21 protein-coding genes are annotated in these 21187 nt (G+C 43.0%); 6 read left to right on the top strand and 15 right to left on the bottom strand.

Features of this window, described 5'->3' with window-relative positions; genetic code table 11:
• Positions 1-75: 75 nt before the first annotated feature.
• Positions 76-639, top strand: a complete 564-nt coding sequence (locus AB4140_RS18010) for a CIA30 family protein (protein ID WP_102519184.1) — start codon at positions 76-78, stop codon at positions 637-639.
• Positions 640-731: 92 nt separating this feature from the next.
• Positions 732-1331, top strand: coding sequence for an HAD family hydrolase (locus tag AB4140_RS18005; protein WP_102532009.1), 600 nt, complete (start codon positions 732-734; stop codon positions 1329-1331).
• A gap of 159 nt (positions 1332-1490) precedes the next feature.
• Here the strand turns inward: AB4140_RS18005 and AB4140_RS18000 are convergent, their stop codons facing one another.
• From AB4140_RS18000 to AB4140_RS17990, 3 genes are all read right to left on the bottom strand, one after another.
• On the bottom strand, positions 1491-1850 hold the full coding sequence (locus tag AB4140_RS18000) for a DUF2750 domain-containing protein (protein WP_372002053.1): 360 nt from the start codon (positions 1848-1850) through the stop codon (positions 1491-1493).
• 133 nt (positions 1851-1983) lie between these two features.
• The gene (locus AB4140_RS17995) at positions 1984-2364 is read right to left on the bottom strand and encodes a hypothetical protein (protein ID WP_303445958.1); all 381 of its coding nucleotides are present in this window, start codon (positions 2362-2364) and stop codon (positions 1984-1986) included.
• 134 nt (positions 2365-2498) lie between these two features.
• Complete coding sequence (locus tag AB4140_RS17990; protein WP_102476266.1) at positions 2499-2804, bottom strand: hypothetical protein; 306 nt, start codon at positions 2802-2804, stop codon at positions 2499-2501.
• 1320 nt (positions 2805-4124) lie between these two features.
• Here AB4140_RS17990 and AB4140_RS17985 point away from each other — a divergent pair.
• Positions 4125-4340 carry a TIGR02450 family Trp-rich protein gene (locus tag AB4140_RS17985; RefSeq protein WP_102476900.1) on the top strand — a complete coding sequence of 72 codons (216 nt, stop codon included), beginning with the start codon at positions 4125-4127 and terminating at the stop codon, positions 4338-4340.
• Here AB4140_RS17985 and AB4140_RS17980 read toward each other — a convergent pair whose 3' ends face one another.
• From AB4140_RS17980 to AB4140_RS17970, 3 genes are all read right to left on the bottom strand, one after another.
• Positions 4341-5012 carry a nitroreductase family protein gene (locus AB4140_RS17980; RefSeq protein WP_102438389.1) on the bottom strand — a complete coding sequence of 224 codons (672 nt, stop codon included), beginning with the start codon at positions 5010-5012 and terminating at the stop codon, positions 4341-4343.
• Between the two features lie 63 nt (positions 5013-5075).
• Positions 5076-5249 (bottom strand): YbaM family protein, encoded by a 174-nt coding sequence (locus AB4140_RS17975; protein WP_372002051.1) that lies wholly within the window; start codon positions 5247-5249, stop codon positions 5076-5078.
• Positions 5250-5403: 154 nt separating this feature from the next.
• Positions 5404-5778 (bottom strand): PH domain-containing protein, encoded by a 375-nt coding sequence (locus tag AB4140_RS17970; RefSeq protein WP_102438386.1) that lies wholly within the window; start codon positions 5776-5778, stop codon positions 5404-5406.
• Between the two features lie 323 nt (positions 5779-6101).
• Between AB4140_RS17970 and AB4140_RS17965 the strand changes: the two genes are divergently transcribed.
• Positions 6102-6818 (top strand): nucleoside-diphosphate sugar epimerase, encoded by a 717-nt coding sequence (locus AB4140_RS17965; RefSeq protein WP_372002049.1) that lies wholly within the window; start codon positions 6102-6104, stop codon positions 6816-6818.
• A gap of 167 nt (positions 6819-6985) precedes the next feature.
• Here AB4140_RS17965 and cydC read toward each other — a convergent pair whose 3' ends face one another.
• Positions 6986-8773 (bottom strand): heme ABC transporter ATP-binding protein/permease CydC, encoded by a 1788-nt coding sequence (gene cydC, locus AB4140_RS17960; RefSeq protein ID WP_372002047.1) that lies wholly within the window; start codon positions 8771-8773, stop codon positions 6986-6988.
• A complete protein-coding gene (gene cydD, locus AB4140_RS17955) occupies positions 8773-10653 on the bottom strand; it encodes a heme ABC transporter permease/ATP-binding protein CydD (RefSeq protein ID WP_372002045.1) in 1881 nt (626 codons plus the stop codon). Before cydD ends, cydC begins: the two co-directional genes overlap by 1 nt.
• Before the next feature lie 350 nt (positions 10654-11003).
• Here cydD and AB4140_RS17950 point away from each other — a divergent pair, with 350 nt between their 5' ends.
• Positions 11004-11885, top strand: coding sequence for a diguanylate cyclase domain-containing protein (locus tag AB4140_RS17950; RefSeq protein ID WP_372002043.1), 882 nt, complete (start codon positions 11004-11006; stop codon positions 11883-11885).
• 43 nt (positions 11886-11928) lie between these two features.
• Here the strand turns inward: AB4140_RS17950 and AB4140_RS17945 are convergent, their stop codons facing one another.
• The gene (locus AB4140_RS17945; protein WP_102520552.1) at positions 11929-13002 is read right to left on the bottom strand and encodes a DUF3626 domain-containing protein; all 1074 of its coding nucleotides are present in this window, start codon (positions 13000-13002) and stop codon (positions 11929-11931) included.
• 277 nt (positions 13003-13279) lie between these two features.
• Between AB4140_RS17945 and AB4140_RS17940 the strand changes: the two genes are divergently transcribed.
• Complete coding sequence (locus AB4140_RS17940) at positions 13280-14695, top strand: DEAD/DEAH box helicase (RefSeq protein WP_102438374.1); 1416 nt, start codon at positions 13280-13282, stop codon at positions 14693-14695.
• A 303-nt stretch (positions 14696-14998) separates the two neighbouring features.
• Here AB4140_RS17940 and dbpA read toward each other — a convergent pair whose 3' ends face one another.
• The 6 genes from dbpA to AB4140_RS17910 form a co-directional block, all read right to left on the bottom strand.
• Positions 14999-16402, bottom strand: coding sequence for an ATP-dependent RNA helicase DbpA (dbpA, locus tag AB4140_RS17935; protein WP_102438372.1), 1404 nt, complete (start codon positions 16400-16402; stop codon positions 14999-15001).
• A 129-nt stretch (positions 16403-16531) separates the two neighbouring features.
• Complete coding sequence (locus AB4140_RS17930) at positions 16532-17413, bottom strand: pirin family protein (protein ID WP_372002040.1); 882 nt, start codon at positions 17411-17413, stop codon at positions 16532-16534.
• A gap of 199 nt (positions 17414-17612) precedes the next feature.
• The gene (locus tag AB4140_RS17925; protein WP_102438368.1) at positions 17613-18008 is read right to left on the bottom strand and encodes a DUF2391 family protein; all 396 of its coding nucleotides are present in this window, start codon (positions 18006-18008) and stop codon (positions 17613-17615) included.
• Positions 18009-18053: 45 nt separating this feature from the next.
• A complete protein-coding gene (fumC, locus tag AB4140_RS17920; RefSeq protein ID WP_372002038.1) occupies positions 18054-19466 on the bottom strand; it encodes a class II fumarate hydratase in 1413 nt (470 codons plus the stop codon).
• Between the two features lie 173 nt (positions 19467-19639).
• Positions 19640-19999, bottom strand: coding sequence for a group 1 truncated hemoglobin (locus tag AB4140_RS17915; RefSeq protein WP_102438364.1), 360 nt, complete (start codon positions 19997-19999; stop codon positions 19640-19642).
• Between the two features lie 426 nt (positions 20000-20425).
• Complete coding sequence (locus tag AB4140_RS17910; RefSeq protein ID WP_372002036.1) at positions 20426-21082, bottom strand: hypothetical protein; 657 nt, start codon at positions 21080-21082, stop codon at positions 20426-20428.
• Positions 21083-21187: the final 105 nt, after the last annotated feature.

Genomic DNA, 21187 nt, shown 5'->3' with positions numbered 1-21187 from the left:
TTTTTTTACTAAAATCATCAATCAAAACCATAACTCAACTTAAATGCCAGCTAAACAACCTTGAGGCACAGCATTATGCTAAAGTTATTTCCGCTTTATATTGTCACTTTGGTGTTATTTCATTTACTCAGCATAAAGGCTTTCGCCATGGAAATTCAGTTTGATAACCCCAATCATGTCAAAGAGGGCAGAATAAGTAATGACACGGTAATGGGCGGATTATCGGCAAGTCAGCTTGACTCTCAACAAGGCCAAAATGCCGTATTTAGCGGTAATGTCTCGCTAGATAATAATGGCGGCTTTGCCTCGATAGAGTTTCAATTACGTCAAACAGCCCCTTATAGTGACCGTATTACCCTTAGGGTCTTTGGTGACGGTAAACGCTATCAATTACGCCTAAAAACCGCCAAACTGAGTTTTGGTGAAGCCTATGCCGCCGACTTTGATACGCAAGCGGGGCAATGGAGTGAACACACATTTACCGTGACAGATTTTCTGCCACGTTTTCGGGGTAGAAATATCAGCGCGCCAGCGTTAAAATTTGCTGATATCAGCCGTATTGGGTTACTGATCGCCGCCAAACAGCAAGGCCCATTTAGTATTACCTTAGATACGCTTATATTTGATAGCCACATATAAGCTCAAGCTAAGCATAAGCTGAGTAGAATCAGAGCGTGAGCGCGAACGGCTATCGCACCTCATCACCCTATTTTTGACTGCAAGGATTAGCAATGAAAAGTTTGGCCGGCATTAAAGGCGTCATTTTTGATTTAGATGGCACCTTGGTTGAATCAGCACTGGATTTTAGCCAAATAAAACAGGAATTAGGTTGCCCATGCGATGTTGACCTACTGGATTTTGTCGCCGATATTACCCATCCGCCTTTGCAAGATAGAGCCAACCAAATTATCTTGGCCCATGAAACACAAGATGCCACTAACGCCAAGGCCTTGCCGCATATGCAAGAATTGCTCAGCACCATTGAACAGTTAAGTTTGCCCAGCGCCATTGTTACCCGCAACAGTAAAGCGGCCACGGCCACCAAGCTTAGGCAAAATAATATCAATCTCGAACTGGTATTAACCCGCGAATGTTATCCCGCCAAACCCGCCCCAGATGCACTGCTGGCCATCGCCACCACTTGGGATTTAGACCCTGCGTCACTGATTTATGTGGGCGATTATTTATATGATATTCAAGCGGCGAAAAATGCAGGGATGAAGTCGGTGTTTATCAACCACAATAAGCAGCCTGATTATCAATCTCAGGCTGATTTTATTGTGAATGATTTACGACAATTACAACACGCGATTTTGGCGTCTAATAGCTAGTTAACTCGCTACTTTAGGGGCATGATTGGGATTGGTTTGTAACTTTTTTTGGACAAAAAGTGGGTTAGTAACGCCGCACTAAGCGGACTAAAATAGAGGGTTTAAATGCGTAGCAAAGCTAAACGTAACCCGCTGTTTTAGTTATATTTAAATGCCTCATTAACTGTTCACCAGGAACTTAGCAACTTCAATAGGTTCAACTTCTTTGCCGAACATATTTGCATCCCAGTTAGCACCGACTAAACAATCGTCTTTGTGCATACCATGAAGCCAATTATCTATAAATGAATCAAGAGTAATCATCTCAGGCTTATACTCTTTCCAATTATCTTTTGCACAACGTAATGCATATGCTTCATCAGACCAAAAGACATACACATCAATATCTTCATATTCGTTAGATGGGCATACTGCCCAACCACCTTCTGGGTGTTTAAGTCCCCAAACAGCGCCAAACTCAGATACTCGCTTTAAGAAACGTTGATAATTACTTTCAGTTGTTGCTACATCTTGAAACACATACACTCCTTAAAAACAGTTAACGCTTCACATATGGGGCGCAGACTTGCTGGCTAAAATTGCGCGTAGCGCCAGCCAGCGAGTATGCGTCCCAATGAGCGAAGCGAATGAACATAATGTGTTTGTTATATTTTTACTCAAAATCAACCTCTAGTGTTACGGACATGCCACACCCAGTACCGTAGCTAAAACTTAAATAATGCTGTTGAAAGTTTTTGTGGTCTGTAACGAACCATACTTTAGTAACACCATCATCTTCATATGTGCTTAATGTAGCAAAAAAGGTGGGGTGTTCAAGATTGCTCACGAATAGCGAGACTGAATCAAAGCGTTGACCATCAATACTTTTTGGCAACTCTGCAATTACGTCGTATGCACCGCTGTTCAGAGTAGTTTCTACTTTGAAAAGATTACCGTATTTTTTATTCCACTCTTCCGCTTGCGCCTCTGTATGAAAGCAAGTTGTTGAATTAGCAAAACAACTAAAAAAACACAGTGCAAAGATAGCTCTCAATGTTCAATCCCTAGAAAAATATAACGCCGCATTAAGCGGACTAAAATTGTGGGTTATACTGTGGAGCGAAGCGGAACGTAACCCACTGTTTTAGTTCCGTTTAAATGCCCTTGTTAGGCGTATTGCCAAAGTGCTTATATTATTCTAGATATTTCTAAAGCCATTTCTTTAATATCAGGGGCAACTAACCCCATAGTATTTCTATTTAGATTAGCTTCACTCATATTCTCGATGTGCTTTAGCCAATTAAGGTGATAATTCTCTGAACGGTTGATCGTACTAATACGAGATTTCTGAGTTTTGATCTTAGCCCAGTTATTATGGGTTGAATCAATATGCTTGTGATATAAATATGAAACCAAGAAAGTAGCACCAATCGTAGTTAGGAGATCTCCACCTTCAAACGAAAAAATATGTCGCTCAGAACTTACACTCGTCATAATAATTCCTAGTTAATAAATAGTTGCTGACACAATAATGAATATACGCCTAACAGCTTATTATCCAGCGTCTCGGATAAATCCCTGCTTATAATTAATTTTGAATTCAATTTATCACGTAACTTACTGATATAAAATAACTAACACCTACTTTATTGGCCGCATTTAAGGTTAATCACTCCGCAAAGTTGAGCCTGAACATTTATCGGGTCCATTGTTACTCAATATGAATAACATAAACCCATGAAATATATAAGTTAAACTTTCAACCTCAAATTTATCGATGCCAATTGACCTGATTTTGGCTTCGATAATAATGAAAAATTCTTAGAGGATTAATATAACTGCGTTAATACACAGTGATATTAAGCTTTAAACTTCATTTATATTGGCCCCGTTACAGCAGGCCATTACTTCAATCTAACCAATTGCCTGCCGCAGGTGATGTATAGGATATACAAATGTCGCGATCACATGGTCAATGATGTTCCCGACATCATCATGACATTTCCCAAATCCCTATGGGTCAGATGTGAAAGAGCGACCTTATGTGCAAGCACTACTGTGACACGCTGCATTCTTTATATAAATCAAAAGGTCCCTGAAAGCTCTGCCAAAACAAATAACATCCTTGTTAAACGGCCAGTTCGGCATCCATGCCTCTCGCTCAGAACGTTTCACACTGTGAAACTTCGCCATGTCATGGACGGTCACAGCTGCGCTTACACCGGAATTTTCATATCTTCGATTTAGCCTCATATATTGCGGCAAGTAAAAGCTAAAGAGTTGAAGATCTATTTGCCTCCGACTCAATTTGAATTGAGGACGCAGAGAAAATAGCGTGTGCTCACATGGATGTGAGCATAGCTTTCGCGGTGCAGGGTCACTCCTTAGCATCCATGCCACCGTGACATTTGTAAATCCATTTACTTCAGACTCACCATCGGAAGCGTTAGCATTTTCACTCTTTATAATAAACAGGGGCCGAAGTTAGCAACAAACGAAGTCAGAAGCTGGATCAATCCCCATCGAAAATTATGCGCTTTTCAGCATTTTTCGTCGGGGTGCTGAGGGATTGTTAAGGGGGACAAGCAGTTTCCCCCTTGACTCTGGTGTGGGCGAAGCGCCACGACTTTGATTTTTACATGGCAAAATAAATTGAGGGCAAGTGTGAATGTGAAAAAACCACAATGTTAATCCAAACAGAGTTTGGAAACAGAACCCTTCTATAGCTGAACCTTTTAACCCGATTCAACGTAATAACGTAATGAGGTAAATAAACAATCAGATGAGATATAGACCACCAACTAGGAGAAATGAATGAACCCACTACATCCAAAAAAGTTACTTCATAGTAAGTGGACTAAGGTCAATGTGACCGAAAAGCTAAAACACTTTTCGGTCATCAAAGTCAGTTTTGATGAACAACAAAACGTGATTGAATGCTTGATTAGAGCAGAGCTAAACGGTCAAGAATTTGCTATCAATTGGCGCGAGTTAAAACAAACCAGCCAGTGGTTACAAGGCTGGAAGTAATCATAAAAAATCACAAATCTCAGTTAACGGTTTCTTGTGTAAAGCATGCTCTGGTACCGTAGCATTCTCATCAGGATAACCAGCCACAATCAGCATATAGGGGCGCTCATTGTCATTATCTCGGCCACATACTTTACTTAAAAACGACATAGGTTTGGGAGTGTGAGTTAAGGTGCCAAGGCCTGCATTGTGCAGCGCCTGAATTAAAAAACCTGTGGCGATGCCTACCGACTCATGCACGTAATAATTCTGCTTTTGCTCACCATTATCTTCGCTGCGTTTTTTAGAAAACACCGCTATTAACCAAGGGGCGGTTTCTAGATAAGGTTTGCTGGCATTAGTGCCTAATGGCTTTAAATTATCGAGCCACTCTTCACCGCCGCGACCGGCATAAAACGCTTGTTCAATGGCTTCTGCTTGCTGGCGAATTTGCGCTTTAATCTCAGGGTTACTGATGGCGACAAAGTGCCACGGCTGATGATTCGCGCCATTTGGCGCGGTTCCTGCCGCTAAAATACATTGCTCAATAACCTGCTGAGGAACCGCTCTATCAGAGAACTTACGTATCGAATGACGGCGTTTTACATTTTGATAGTTTTGCTGCGCCCGTTCAATCATCTCTGCTTGGCTATATTCGATGAAATCTGTCAGTGGTAAGTGAGCTTCGGTCATGTGTGTTCCTTGATTATTTTAGTTCGACCATGTGAGTGGTTCTCAAGCCGTTACTCCGGGCAATTACGTGCCCTGTTGCTGCTTTTTTTTGAAATCAGCTAAGGTGATTTGTAATGCTTCAATCGCCGTTGTGGTATCTATTTTATTTTCTTCGAGTAACTGAATTAAATCGACCGCAAGTTGAATGGCTTTAGGCGCATCATTCAAGGCTGATGGTTGCGGAGTTTCTGTGGTCATTTGCGTTATCCAATATGTAAAGTAGGCCTAACCATACGCACATAATGATTGCGCTATGGCTCAGCCGATATGTTAACTCAGTAATTGTTGTTGGCCTGCGGTTTATGGTAAGACTTTAGCTGGCTGCTTTGTTATAAAACACATTAACTCGCAATTAAAGTGAAAAGTTAGCAATGGCTTTTTGAATGCCCACCACATCAGTGCCTTTTTTTAGCTCTTTAACTATGGGTTGCTCTGTGCCTGAAATATAAATTTTCAGCTCGGCATCCATATCAAAGGTACCTGCGGTTTCAACAATAAAGTGAGTCATCGATTTATAAGCAATTGAATGATAACTCACCTTTTTGCCCGTCATGCCTTGTTTGTCGATTAAAATAAGCCGTTTGTCGGTGAACACAAACATATCGCGGATCAATTTATAACCCAGATGCACTGACTCATTGTCAGCCAAAATTGGCGCAAGCTCTTGCTCTAATTCTGCTAAATCAACTTCTGACGAGTTACCTAATATCGCATCAAATAATCCCATAACGTCTCCCTGTTTTTATGTTTTCAAACTGAATGGTCAGCTTATTCATTATATTTATGCCACAAAATACTGCGCTATCTTGATGATATTAACAAGCTTATTCCATGCTAAAACCAATACTTATAAATGTTCAATAGCTGCTGCTATGGACTAATAACCCTGCAATTACCAATGCAATTACCTATGCAACTACCTATTCAACTACCTATGCAGCAGCGCTTTTGTGCGCACTTATTTTGAGCCGTATTAACAAGCTTATTCCATGCTAAAATCTCTACTTATAAAAAAGAGTCAACATGCTGGCTTGGTACTTTAGGAAAAATATGAATGCTGCAATAATTGGTGCCACAGGGCTTATTGGTGCAAATGTGTTACTTGGATTACTGGCTGATGAGCGCTACCAGCAAGTAATGGTTTTAGGTCGACGTCTGCCACAACTGGCTGAAGGCACCCACGGCATCGACAAGCTCAGCTTTATTCAATGCCAGCTAGAAGACATCCCCAGTTTATCCATTCCGATCGACATCGATCATGCATTTTGTTGTTTAGGCACCACCATTAAGCAAGCGGGTAGCCAAGATAATTTTAAAAAAGTAGATGTGACTGCAGTTATTGATTTCGCTAAGTTAATCCAACAACATCAACTTAGCAGAAACCGTTCAAAGCCATGGTCTTTTTCAGTGGTCACGGCATTAGATGCCAATGCAAATTCAAGCATTTTTTATAATCGTGCTAAAGGTCAGGTACAGCAAGCCTTAGTCGCGCTTAACCTACCTAAACTAATGATATTTCAGCCAAGCTTGTTATTAGGGGAGCGTGCGAGTCAGCGAACCTTAGAAGATATAGGCCAAGGGTTATTTAAACTCACTTCCGGTTTCTTTATCGGCCCACTTGTGAAATATAAGCCCATAAGCGGCGAGCGAGTGGCAAAAGTGATGTTGCAGACAGCTATACAAAATGAGCTACATACAGCCGCTAATAACCACTCCCCAGCAGTGCAAATCATAGATAACAAAGCCATGCATTTAACGGCTAAATAACTTATTCATTTCCATAAAAAAAGGCGCTTATTATAAGCGCCTTGATTAATTAGCCTTGTCATTTAGATGCTTATTTGATGAAAGCTTATTCATTAAAAGCTTTGCCAATGAAGGCGCAGTTAATAAAGGCTAATCTAAAAATAACACTAGCCTTAAAAATTAGCCGATTAGTCTTTGGCTAAATGCTTATATAAACCTTGGTATTCAGCACAATCTTGCATTAAGTCTTCATGGGTGCCACTGGCGGCAATCAGCCCATTATCCAGCATATGAATTTGATCCATTTCAGCCATGGCGGTGAGTCTGTGGCTGATCATCAGTAAGGTTTTACCTTCAGCAAACGTAAACAGTAAGCGTAAAATTTCCCGTTCGGTGCGTTTATCAAGCCCTTCGGTTGGCTCATCAAGCAATAAAATAGGCGCATCACGCAGTAATGCACGAGCCACCCCAATTCGGCGCTGTTCGCCACCTGATAACTGACGCCCGCCGTCACCAATCCAGCTGTCTAAACCAATTTCTTCACCGCGATCTGTAGCCGTTACGGACTCAAGTAACGTGCCTAAGCCCACTTGCTTTAACACTGCGATTAAGCGCTGATCATTGGCCTTTTTCTTTTGCCCCTCAACATAAGGTAAGGCAATGGTTAAGTTATCGCGTACTGTGCCAGCAAATAAATGCACCCGCTGACTCACCACTGTCATCGCGTTGCGTAATGACACTTCGTCATAGTCAGCAATATCATGACCTGATAATCTGATTTGACCTTGTTGCGGCATCCACTCACGGGTGATCAGTGCAAGCAAGCTTGATTTACCACAGCCCGTTGGCCCAAGTAAGGCCACTTTTTGGCCTTGGGTTATATGTAAATTAACCCCTGTTAAAATTGACCGCTCAGCTTGATAGCCAAAGTGAATGTCGTTTAACTCAAGTTCTGTAGCACCTAATTCCCCCCCTTGAAATTGGCGCTCACCGTACTGAATATCCCCTTGCTGATCGGTAATTTCAGTAATACGTTTAGCCGATAACACACAGCTAGATAAATGCTGAAACGCCCCAGAGATTGGCATCATCATTTCAATTGACGCCATAGTAGCAAACACCATTGTCGCCATTAAGGGGCCTGGCGGCACCTGCGCACCAACGCCTTGTCCAGCAAGATATAACATCATTACCACAGCAAAACCGTTCACCGCAATCAATAGCCCTTGGCTAAAACCAGTAATATTGGCCATGGCTGTTTGGCTGTTAAATAAGGCTGTTTCAGCATCACGTAATTTTTGTCTATAACGATCATTAGCTGCAAAAATGCTTAATTCAGCTTGTCCCTGAATAACATCAAGGATTAACACTCTAAAGTGGCGCTTAGCATCTACCACAGCCTCACCAGGTTTTCTGCCTAAGCGATAGAATATCAATGGCAGCACAATCCATACACTCAGCAACAAACCACATAGGCTTAACGCTAGGGTTAAATCAAACCAAGATAAAAATGCATACAAGGCAATGATGGTCAATAACGACGCTGTCATTGGCACCAGTAAGCGTAAATACAAATGATCTAAGGTATCGATATCGGCCACTAGACGGTTAAGCATGTCGCCTTGTCGTAACCCTTGCAGATTACTGGCACTAAGCGGAAACAGCTTTTTCCAAGACCAAACCCGTAAATCCGTAAGTAATTTAAAGGTCGCCTCATGGGTAGCTAAGCGCTCACCATAACGACTTGCGGTGCGGGCAATAGAGAAAAAACGCACCCCACCAGCAGGAGTAAAAAAGTTAAAGGCTAATGCCGTGGCTGCAGTTAAACCCGCGATGGCGGTTGCGGATAAAAACCAGCCCGATAATGACAATAAACCGATACCCGCAAGGATAGTAGTACAGGTAAGAAACAAGCCAATGGCCATCATCAGCCATTGGCGTTTAAACAATTTAAGGAACGGATATAAAACTTGCATTATTTATCCTCCTTAGTGCCAATGCTCTGCGCCATTTCGGCTTGGTTATTTACGTTTGCCGCGTCAGTATCAGATTCAGCAGTAATAAACAGTGATAAACCATCATCTTGTTGCTGCATTGATTTGAATAAACCCGGTTGCTGGCTGAGGGTTTTATAGTCGCCTTGTTGCACAAGTTTGCCATTATCAATCACTAAAATATTATCCATATCTTGTAGCTGGTCTAATCGATGGGTGATCATCAAGCTGGTTTGCTGCAACTTGGCTTGATTAAGGGCGGCGCTAACCAGTTGCTCACTTTGGTTATCAAGACTGGCGGTGGGCTCATCCAACAAGAATAAGCTCACTGGTTGCGACAACGCCCGCGCAAGGGCAATACGCTGAGCTTGTCCCACTGAAATACCCGCTGATTGGTCACTAATAATGGCATCAAGCCCTTGGGGATGAGCCTGAACAAAATCAGCAATATTGGCTTGTTGCAGTAACGCCATAATCTCAGCATCGCTGAGCTGTGCGTTGCCTAGGCTGACATTATCGCGGATAGATCCATGGAACAACTGCGGGTCTTGACCTAACCAAGCAAGCCTTGAGCGCCAATAGTTTTTATCAAGTAAACTCAGCTCAGCGGCATTAATTTGCAGTGAACCTCTGTAAGGTAAAAAGCCCAGCAAGGCATTTAATAAACTGGTTTTACCGGCGCCACTTGGGCCAACAATAGCAATATGTTCGCCGGCTTTAATGCTAAATGAAATCGGCCCTAATAAGGGTTTTCCCTCTAAGGTGAGCACTTCAAGATCTGTTGCGGTGATCACAATTTTACTGAGATCGGTGTTTCGCAGCTGGCCAGTTTGCTCGCTAAAGTTTTCGTCAACTTGCTTTAATGGATTAGGATGTTCAAGAAGTTCTACCAAGGCTTCTGCTGCACCAATGGCTTGTGCTTTAGCATGGTAATGGGTGCCTAAATCACGTAATGGCTGAAAAAACTCTGGCGCTAAAATCAGCACAAACATACCGGTAAATAAACTAATTTTAACCCCATAATGACCAAAATTAAGGTGCTCTAGGTAGCTAAAGCCAAAATACACCGCCAGCACAGCGATAGATAGCGCGGCAAAAAACTCCAGTACCGCCGAACTTAAAAATGCCATTCTCAGCACTGACATAGTGCGTTGCCTAAAGTCTTCTGAGCCAGTTTCGATTTGCTTTACTTCAGCTTCTGCGCGGTGAAACAGCTTGAGGGTACTTATGCCCTTTAAGCGATCCATAAAATGGCCGCTTAAACGTGACAGCGCGCTGAAGTTTTTACGATTAGCATCGGCGGCGCCCATGCCCACTAAAATCATAAACATGGGGATCAACGGCGCTGTGGCCAGTAAGATCAGCCCTGAGGCCCAATTGAGCGGAAATACCGCCACTAAAATAATTAGCGGAATAAACGCTGCCAGCATCATTTGCGGTAAATATTTAGCATAAAAATCGTGCAGATCTTCAACTTGCTCAAGAACCACACTGGCCCATGCCCCTGCTGGTTTACCTTTAATAAAAGCTGGACCTAAATCGGTGAGCTTATTGAGCACAGCTTCACGAATGTCGCCACGAAGGCGTTTACCCGCTTCAAAACTCAAACGCTCTCTAGCATATGCCAGCACCGCTCTGACTAGAATTAAACTAATTAAAGCGCCAAATTGCAGCGTAAAACTGCCCATGGGTAATTCCAGCATGATCACCCCATGGAGGATGGTCGCCAACAAGTAAGCTTGGGCAACAATTGCCACCCCATTAGCGGCCCCGGTAAAAATGGCTAATTTAAGGAAAATACCACAAGATGATTTCTGCGATTTAAGCCAGTGAGTGAGGGACTTTTCTAAAGTTTTATCCATTAGATTCCTGAAGAGAAATACGCCTAGATTGGCGCAGTAAAGTGTGGAAAATTGCCGCAGTATCGCAAGCTAAAGCCCTAGATTACAGCCGCCACCTTAGAAGTGTTAACTGACTCACACAATACTAATAAAAATTATAGTAGGTAAAGCTTATTAACCTTGTTTAGAGGGTTAAAAGATCTGCTTAAAAACCACAGCGGCTTTGATGACCAGAGCCATAAAAACTCCCCATGACTAAAACCATAAACATTGTTACGTTCAAATATTAACCATTGACAAATACCCTAATTCTACCCACATTTAGTTAGTCCTTTTTAATGACTAAAAATTCACTGTGGAGATGCAATTAAATGCAATTTGATCTTCCTGCGCTGCGGGCCCAAGCATTTGATTATTTATTTGATGCTGTGGTGGTCACCGACACTGAAGGTGTTGCGATCGATTGGAACGCAGGTTCTCAATCTTTATATGGCTATAGTAAAGCCGAGATACTGGGTCAACACGTCAGTATTTTGCATTCGCCGGAGGATACTGAATCTATCACCGAACAAGTGATGTCTGCAGTGGCCAAGCATGGCAAGTGGAGCGGTGAAATTCGCTTTAAACATCAAGATGGCACCATAGGCTGGATTGAGTCCATGTGTATCCCGCTGTTTGATGAGCAACAGCAGTTTCTCGGCGCACTCGGCATCAACCGCGATATCACCAAACGCATTGAAGATGCCCAGCGGTTATTAAACCTTGCCTATTACGATCAACTCACCCAAATGCCCAATCGTCACTTACTCACTGACAGAGTCGGACAATATATCGAAAGAGCCAAACGCAATAACAGTCGTTTTTGTCTGTTTTATATTGATTTAGACGACTTTAAAAAGGTCAATGACAGCCTTGGTCATAACGAAGGTGATCAAGTGCTAATAGAAGTGGGCCGCAGGTTAAATGCCCAAGTCAGAGATGCTGACACCATTGCTAGAATGGGTGGTGATGAGTTTGTCTTAATGATTGAAGGCATTCACGACAACAACGACATTGCCGCAGTGGCAGATACCTTAATTGCATGTTTATATAAGCCCTTTCAATTGGGCGAACAATCGGTAAACGTTAATTGCAGTATTGGTATCGCCACTTACCCTGATTCGGGTGAATGCTTTGATAGTTTGATTAAATCAGCTGACTTTGCCATGTACAAATCCAAGCGCCAAGGCGGAGCAACCTATCGTTTTAGCTAGCCTTATCAGGCTGCTGATTTAGCTACTGGCTTTAGCAAGTCGCTTAAGATGTTGGCTCAGTTGGCGCAATCGCACCAAATTTCACTAACACATGCCAGATTAACTTCAACTGCTGTAACTGCTGTGCTTGCTTACCGCGCTCACTCCATAACATTGGCTTTAAGGTGAGATCCATTGCCGCTTTGCCAATTAATTGTGCGGTGATTAAGCCGTCTTTCGCAATTGCTTGAGCAAGTACAGGCATATCAGGGCCACGAAAATCTTTTGGCACGCTATCAACTGTTAATTGATAACCTTGATGCCACAGCAATCTGATGTCATATTCCTCACACAGGGCTTGCATGCAATCCCCCACTTCAGTGAGTTTAAAACTTGGGTCTGCCACCAGATAAGCAATATCATCATCCAGTGATACATCGCCGTGGATCTGCGCTTCGATATAATGATCAAGATTACCTAAGGGCTGGCGAGCAAAGCGTGCATTAACTTCCATAGGCAGCTGCTGTAAATGCGTAATAATCTGCGCTGGTTTGATATTAGCCAGCCCCAGCGCATAATGGCGCTCAAAACTTTCACTAAGTAACGCCGCTAAAATCACTTCAAAACACTGCAGCGTGCCCTTTTCTTTTGGCAAGCGATATGAATCCATATAACTAAAACTGCAGCGAGATAACACTTGGGGCTTTGTAATGAAGTAACAACTACCAAAACGGGGTGCTGGGCCTAATGGGCAAAAACCTAAATCTAAAGCGCCATATTTAGGCCGATGTTTTACCCCAGAGTAGCATTGACCAAACAGTTGGTTCTCCCAATGATCTCGAGGGCCACCTAATTCAGGTGATAACTGGCCATTGGAGATATGAGTCTCAAACTGGGTTTTATAATAGCCATCTTTTAATAGCCCAGCAGCCACACTGAGCCCGCGACTATCAATGCGATCGGGATGAAAATGCAGTGCCACTTGGCCGTGGGCATGTAACTTTTTCATTCCCTGCTGCACATCTTGGCTGGAAATATTAGACATCAGCAAAATATTTTTAATCACCGAACAGGCTTGTTCACGAAGGCAAGCCAGCGTTTTTTCAATATGAACTTGCGCGGCAAACTGCGGTTTCATTTATCGCGACTCCATTCGGTAAGTGATTGTATTTCATTGTATGTTAAATAGCCGACTTTGCCATCAAAGATTAATCCTTATTCATCGATTTCGGCCATTGTGCTGAGTGAAAGTACCGCTAGCACCAGCGTTAGCTGTGGATACCATGCCCTAAGGCCAAGGGTTAAATTGGCGATTTATTAGCACTTATGCACCTATTCAGGTAAGCTTCACGCCCGCCACATTCTGGCTCCCATTTATTGTAAACAACGTTAGCGTTGACCAAAGAGATCATTCTATGAGTTTTGCCTCCCTTGGCTTAAGTGCAGCAATTTTAAAAGCTGTTGAAAAACAAGGCTATGACACGCCTTCCGCTATTCAAGCACAAGCGATCCCTGCTGTACTTGAAGGCAAAGATGTTATGGCTGCAGCACAAACCGGCACCGGCAAGACAGCAGGTTTTACCCTGCCACTACTAGAATTACTTTCAAAAGGTCAACGTGCACAGCGCGGACAAGTTAGAGCCTTGGTATTAACTCCAACACGTGAATTAGCCGCTCAAGTTGCTGAAAGCGTGTCAACGTATGGCGCAAACTTACCGCTAAAATCTGCAGTGGTATTTGGGGGCGTATCTATTAACCCGCAAATTGCAGCACTAAGAAATGGCGTTGATGTTTTGGTGGCGACACCGGGTCGATTATTAGATTTATGCCAACAAAAAGTATTGAGCTTTAGTCAGCTTGAAGTGCTTATTTTGGATGAAGCCGACAGAATGCTGGATATGGGCTTTATTCGTGACATTAAGAAAATCTTAGCCATGTTGCCAAAGCAACGTCAGAACTTAATGTTCTCAGCCACCTTCTCAGATGAAATTCGCGAGCTGGCTAAAGGCTTAGTGAATAACCCAGTTGAAATTTCAGTAACGCCACGTAACGCAACAGCGAACACGGTTGATCAAGCGGTATACGCCATTGATAAAAGCCGTAAAGCTAAAATTCTAACCAAGCTAATTAAAGAAAATGATTGGCATCAAGTGTTAGTTTTTTCACGCACCAAACATGGCGCCAACCGCTTAGCAAAAAACCTAGAAGCTGATGGCATTAAAGCGGTTGCTATTCATGGTAACAAGAGTCAAAGCGCTCGTACTAAAGCTTTAGCTGACTTTAAAGCGGGCACTGCACAAGTGATGGTGGCCACCGATATCGCTGCCCGTGGTATCGATATTGACCAACTGCCATTTGTGGTTAACTTTGACTTACCGAATGTGCCTGAAGATTATGTGCATCGTATTGGCCGTACTGGCCGTGCGGGTGCATCTGGTCAAGCGGTATCATTAGTGAGTGATGAAGAAGTCAAATTACTGCATGATATTGAGCGTCTTATTAAGCGCGTAATTGAACGTAAACAGATTGCCGGTTATGAAGCATGTCATACTTTGCCTGAGCCGAATTTGAATCGCGCTGGTGGCCACAACAGCAACCATAAAAAGCCGAACCCAAATCGCCGTAAGCATGCGAGCCAAAACAGCAGTGATAGATCAGGTAAACCAGAATCTAGACATAGCTCGCGCCAGAATTCGCGCGCTGATGCCTCGGCAAATTCAACAGCGGCTAAAAAGCCACAACGTCGCCGCCAAGGTAACAATAGCGCCAATAGCGCAGCTTCTGGCAGTGTGAATCCTTACGCTAATGCAAGACCTAAGTCCCGTGACTAATGCTAATCGCTAAAGCGAGTTCTCGATGAATTAGCTCAATAAAAAAGGTATGAAGACAATAGTTTTTATACCTTTTTTTTGGGATTTTTTGTTGAGCACTACGATACTAGGGGAAGAGCGACACTGATTAATATGCTATCCGGAGTCGATAACGGTCAAGCGACAGCTACATAGAATCAACAGTACTGAGCTTTACATCAACAGCACTGAGCCATAAATAGATATAAAAAAGCGAGTTTAGTATTAACTAAACTCGCTTTCAATTCAGTGAGTAACGCTAGCGCTACCGACTCAAAATAATATCTACAAGAACCAAGCGCGGTAGGTTTTACCTTTTAAACGGCCTTTAGTGATCTTGTTAAGTGCCTTTTTAGACGCGGTGCGTTTCACTGCCACAAATGAACGGATATCGGTCACTTTAATTTTGCCAATGTCTGCGCCATCAATGCCATTTTCGCCAGTTAAACCACCAACGATATCGCCAGGGCGAACCTTATGCTTCTTACCTGCATCGATTTGAATGGTAACCATCTCAGCTTCAAGTGGCATTTTCGTTAACGCACTCATGGCTGGTAATGCTTCACCGTCGATTTCGCGGCCAATTAGCTCACCGATTTCAACCATACGATGACCATCTTCATGACTATAGAAAGTGTAAGCTGCGCCAGTACTGCCCGCACGACCGGTACGGCCAATACGGTGAATGTGTACTTCGGTATCGTAGGCAATGTGATAGTTAAATACCGCGTCTAAGTCTTCGATATCTAAACCACGAGACGCCACATCGGTTGCCACTAATACGCGGGCACTTTTGTTGGCAAAACGCAGTAACATTTGATCGCGCTCGCGCTGCTCTAAGTCGCCATGTAAGGCTAGTACGCTAAAACCTTGTTCAGCTAACGTATCCGCCACTTTTTGAGTTTCACGGCGGGTGTTACAAAACACCACCGCACTTTCAGGCTGCTTATCCAGTAACAATAACTGTAAAGCCTCCATACGTGCATGATTGTCTTCGGTTAGATAAAAATGCTGATCGATAGTGAGGTTGTCGTGCGTCGCTTCAACCTTAACCATTAATGGCTTATACATGATTTGATCAGCAACCTGCTTAATTTGCTCAGGGAAGGTCGCGCTAAATAGCAAGGTTTGACGCTCACGCGGCGTGTCTTCAATAATTTGGTCTAATTGCTGCTGAAAGCCCATTTCTAACATGCGATCGGCTTCATCTAAAATCAGCATGTTAACGTTGCTTAAATCTAAGCGATTGCGATCAAGATGATCAACAATACGTCCTGGGGTGCCAACAATAATGTGCGCGCCATGTTCCAATGAACCAATTTGTGGTCCCATTGGTACGCCGCCACACAATGTTAGTACTTTCACGTTATGAATGCCGCGAGCTAGAGTACGGATCTCTTTTGCCACTTGGTCGGCGAGTTCACGTGTTGGGCACAACACCATGGTTTGGATGCGAAAACGTTTCACATCTAACTTGTTTAGTAAGCCCAAACCAAATGCTGCAGTTTTACCTGAGCCGGTTTTTCCTTGGCCAATCACGTCATCACCTGCAAGGATTGCTGGTAAGCTCTCAGCTTGAATTTGAGTCATTGACTCGAATCCCATGGTTTTGAGATTTTCAAGCAAATCAGGTTTAAGATTTAGTGATGCGAAAGCCGTATTAGCGGCTTGTTGAGTAGACTGACTCAAGGCGAATATCCTCTGATATAAAACGGGTACTGAAACAAAACGAGTACAAACAAAACAGCCAAGATATTTATACCTTGGCCTAATTGCATATTGTAGCAATTTTATCCGCACATGGCAGATATATCTTTGCTAAATGATCTTACCAAAGCGCCCTTGTTGGTAATCATCTACTGCTTGATCTATTTCAGCTTGGCTATTCATTACAAATGGGCCCATATGGACTATTTTTTCATTAATGGGTGAACCTGCCAGTAACAATAACCCTGTCTCGGCAGAGATAGCATTGTTAAAATGACTTAGCTCAGCTGACAATAACAATAACTGTCCGGCGCTGGCCGTCATCAAGTCTCCATTGGCGGCGATATATTCAAGCTCACCTTGATAGATATAGGCATGAACCACCTCATGGCTGGATAAATCAATACTGGCGTGGCCATTAGCTGCGAGCGTTAAATCCGCAATGGCACCATTGCCCGCCAAGCCTTGAATACTCGAGACTAATACCTCAACGTCATTGTCCCTATCATTGCCAGCAAATTGCCATTGGCCAGCAAGCGCTTTTAACTGTGCACCGTCTTGGTTAGTACCTGTTGGATTAGGCTTTGCTGAGGTATCTTGATAGATAGCCGAACGCATTTTGTCTTTAGCGGGCATATTGAGCCAAATTTGAAAACCATGTAGGCCATCTTCAGCATCGGCTAATGGCATTTCAGAATGAATCACCCCACTGCCAGTACTCATCCACTGCACATGGCCAGCGCGTATGGCTTTAACATTACCTAATTGATCGCGGTGTTCAAAGCCGCCTTTACGAATATAGGTAAAGGTCTCAATACCGCGATGAGGGTGCGGTGGAAAACCACCAATGAAATCTTGCTGATCATCTGATTTGATCTCATCAATCATTAAATAAGGATCAAAGCGGGTATTGATAAAATCCGCAACCCGCTTAATGTTAACCCCGTCACCATCCATTGCTGGTCGAGCGCTAAAACGGCCTAATACTTTCATGATGTTCTACTCTATGAGTGATTAATAGCCTTAGCTTAACAAGCAACTAATCGAATAAATATTGCAATAAAACGCTACTTTTAGTCGATTTAATCGAATAGTTATTAGCGGCCAAATTGAACGGTCATAGCTGAATACTTATTGCTAAATACTTATAGCTGAAGAGGCAAGGTTATTTTACTGATTACTCTTTTACGGCTTACTCTTTATCAAAACTATCCACCACTATGGCGCCCATGGAGGCTGGCATAGTAATGATAATAATCCGCCGTAATGAGGTTATGGGATCGTCTAATAAGGGTAATTTATTAAGGCATAATAACACCAAACTCACTACCAAGGCCGCCATCAAATAAGCGATCACAATCCGAAATATAAACACAATAACCCGTGATTTAACATCATGTTGAAACACGCTGTGATAGGTAAATAACCCCAAAAATACCACCGACAACACAAACAGCATCATGACGTTGATTAAGGGTAAAGTCTCACCCAGTTTCCACGCTTCTTCAGAAAAAGAAATAGGTACAGCTAAAGCAAAAGCGCCGACAAATATTTGGCTGGCATCTTCCATATTAAAATTAAGTTTCATAAGCAACTCTTTACTTAGACGGTGTTTTAAGCGAGATCATTCGATCTAAGGTTTGCCTTTAGGTAAATCACGGGGCGCTAGCATCTTCTCTACCACGACCCACTGATTAAACTGCGCTTCTGTGAGTAATCCAAGGGCAAGGGCTGCCGCTAGTAGTGTCGAGCCATCTTGATGAGCTTTTTTAGCGATGCTGGCGGCATTATCATAACCAAGGTAGTCATTAAGCGCGGTTACCAGCATTAATGACTCATCACAAAACTTAGCAAGTTGTGCTTCATTGGCACTAATACCGCAAATACATTTATCAGTAAAACTGCTACAACCATCTGCCAGTAAAGCAATTGATTGCAGTAGGTTATAAATCATCACTGGCTTAAAGGCATTGAGCTCAAAATGGCCATTGCTGCCTGCCACTGAAATGGTTGTATGATTTCCCATAATCTGCGCCGCTATCATAGTTAACGCTTCACATTGGCTCGGGTTCACTTTAGCGGGCATTATCGATGAGCCGGGCTCATTTGCAGGCAGATTAATTTCCCCTAATCCACAGCGCGGCCCAGAGGCCAAAAAGCGGATATCGTTAGCAATTTTCATCACACTGACGGCCACGGTATTTAATGCACCACTGGCTTCAACAATGGCATCATGGCTCGCTATGGCCTCAAATTTATTGGTCGCAGTAATAAAGGGCAATTTAGTCAGCTTGGCAACTTGCTGAGCAAAGCTTATATCAAAGCCTTTAATTGAGTTCATGCCGGTCCCCACAGCAGTGCCGCCCTGAGCCAACTGTAATAACGCAGGCATTACCGCTTCAACTCGAGCAATGCCATGACTCATTTGGGCACTATAACCTGAAAACTCCTGACCTAAGGTCAGCGGAGTGGCATCTTGAATATGGGTTCGACCGATTTTTATAATATGATTAAATGCTACCGATTTTATCGCTAGCTGCTGCTGTAAATGCCTTAATGCGGGCAACAATTGCTGGTGTAACTCCAGTACTGCTGCGATGTGCATTGCAGTGGGAAAGCAGTCGTTTGATGACTGGCCTAAATTACAATGATCATTTGGGTGCACGGGGGTTTTACTGCCAAGCACGCCGCCAAGCAATTCAATGGCGCGATTAGCAATCACCTCATTGATATTCATATTGGTGTGAGTGCCCGAGCCAGTTTGCCATACCGACAACGGAAAGTGTTCATCCAGTTTGCCTTGCATCACCTCGCCAGCGGCCTGTTCAATCGCTTGACCAATATCAGTATCGAGAATGCCAAACTCCATATTCACCTTGGCCGCACATTGCTTCACCATTCCCAAAGCATGAATTAATGGCTTGGGCATGGTCTCGACCCCAATAGCGAAATTGATTAAGCTGCGCGCCGACTGAGCGCCATAGTATTTATCCGCAGGCACCTTTAATGGCCCAAATGAATCCGTTTCTGTGCGAAATGTGCCCATAAGGTTATCCTTTGCAGCCGAGCTATTGATGACACAAGCTATAGAGCTGGTTTGAAGTCTGCGTTAACAGATTAGTGATAAGAGACTAGTGATAAGAGACTAAGTCGATCCTGAATAACTGGTTAACTTAGCCTACTCTCGGGGTTAAGTGAGCCTTTTAGGGCAGTAACAAGCTAAACCAACACGATATCAGATCGCATGCTGTACAAAATATACAGCGCTTGTTCTTGATCCCGCTGGCTAATATTATTCATTTCAAATGCCTGCAATGCATCATCCAGTACCGCCATAAATTCAGCCGCCGATATGTTCATGCCTTTATGTACCGAGAGCATATCTTGGCCTTTATACACACTTGGGCCGCCAGTTCCTGCAATGAAAAATGTCGCCGCGGCATTTTTTAGCGCTACGGGATCTGATTTGGCAAATCTTGGGGAGATTGTCGGGTTGGCCATATGCAAATCGACCAAGTCATTTGCAATACTCTCAATGCCAGCACTGCCGCCAAGTCGTTCATACAGTGAATTACTCATAAACTATATCCTTGCTTTGATTCAGGTGAATCACATTGGCGTTTAATATTTAACAGCGAGTTTATTACGAAGAAATATCACGCCACTCGCCCTAAAGGGCACTGATAAATTGTAGGCTAAAATGGCGAAATGAGAGGGCTGCGACTCAATAAATAGGACTATTGATTGAGCAAGGTTATAGGTTGGCAAAACTCAATTAGGTTTACTTCTAGCTTTTAGGTGAGCTTTGAGAGAGCGCGTTGAGACTTTATATTAACACTAAGATTTAGCACTAAGATTTAGCACTAAGATTTAGTGCTAGTTTTCAGCCTAGGTTTGGGTGCTAGTTTTAGCCTAAAGCGCCAACGTCAGCTGCTGATAAAAATTGCATCTTGCATAATACCTTAAGAGATCAATCCAATCTGCCAAAGAAATTAATTAACCCCCTTACTCGAGTATATTTTCGTTTATTTTCAATAAACAGCATTTAAAAAAATAGCCAAGCCAACTAACAATACCAATCAGCTTAGAGCCATCCTCAAACAAAATACGTGAGTCACCAATAAAGGCCTCGATTGGAGTTTGAAACTGATCAACCAACACTGACAAACCCAAAAAAACAAAGGCGAGCAGCAGAATTAGATACTGCGTTTTTAGGATGCACTTTCTGAAAACCACCATCCAGCAAAACATTAAACTGAAGTAAGCCAATAGAAAAAACTTCTCTTTGATAGCTAAATAACGCGGAAAAATATAATCGTGCAGCATAAAAAAGTCGTCACATAATAGCAGCGTGGTTAATAGGCCTGAACACAACATAAATACAGCGAACCACTTTTCTTTAGGCTGATGACGAAAAACCTCCCAAGCTAAAAAGCATATGGTCGCAGCAGCTGCCCACAATAAAGCGCCAACATTTGATGTCACCCCAGTTAAAGGATTCACTTCTGCCGTCGCAGCGAGATCACGGGTAAAAATGCCAAAAGGTAAATCCATTGTGGTACTGGCGAGGATAACAAATAGCAATAAGGCAAGGGGTAAAAAATAGAGAAGAAAGAAGAAACCGGTGAGATTTTTAGCCTGAGAAACTATCTGCATGTTCATGTTTAAACTTTTCCTAAACGTTTTGGCAGGCTCACCCATTAGAGTCGACTACTTAAGTTATAGTCGTAACTTGGGTGATAGTAAACTTTAGCGCTTGGGGTTTTA

This window comes from Shewanella sp. 10N.286.51.B2 (genome assembly GCF_041469265.1).
GTDB lineage: Bacteria > Pseudomonadota > Gammaproteobacteria > Enterobacterales > Shewanellaceae > Shewanella.
This window is presented reverse-complemented; position numbering and strand designations above follow the sequence as displayed.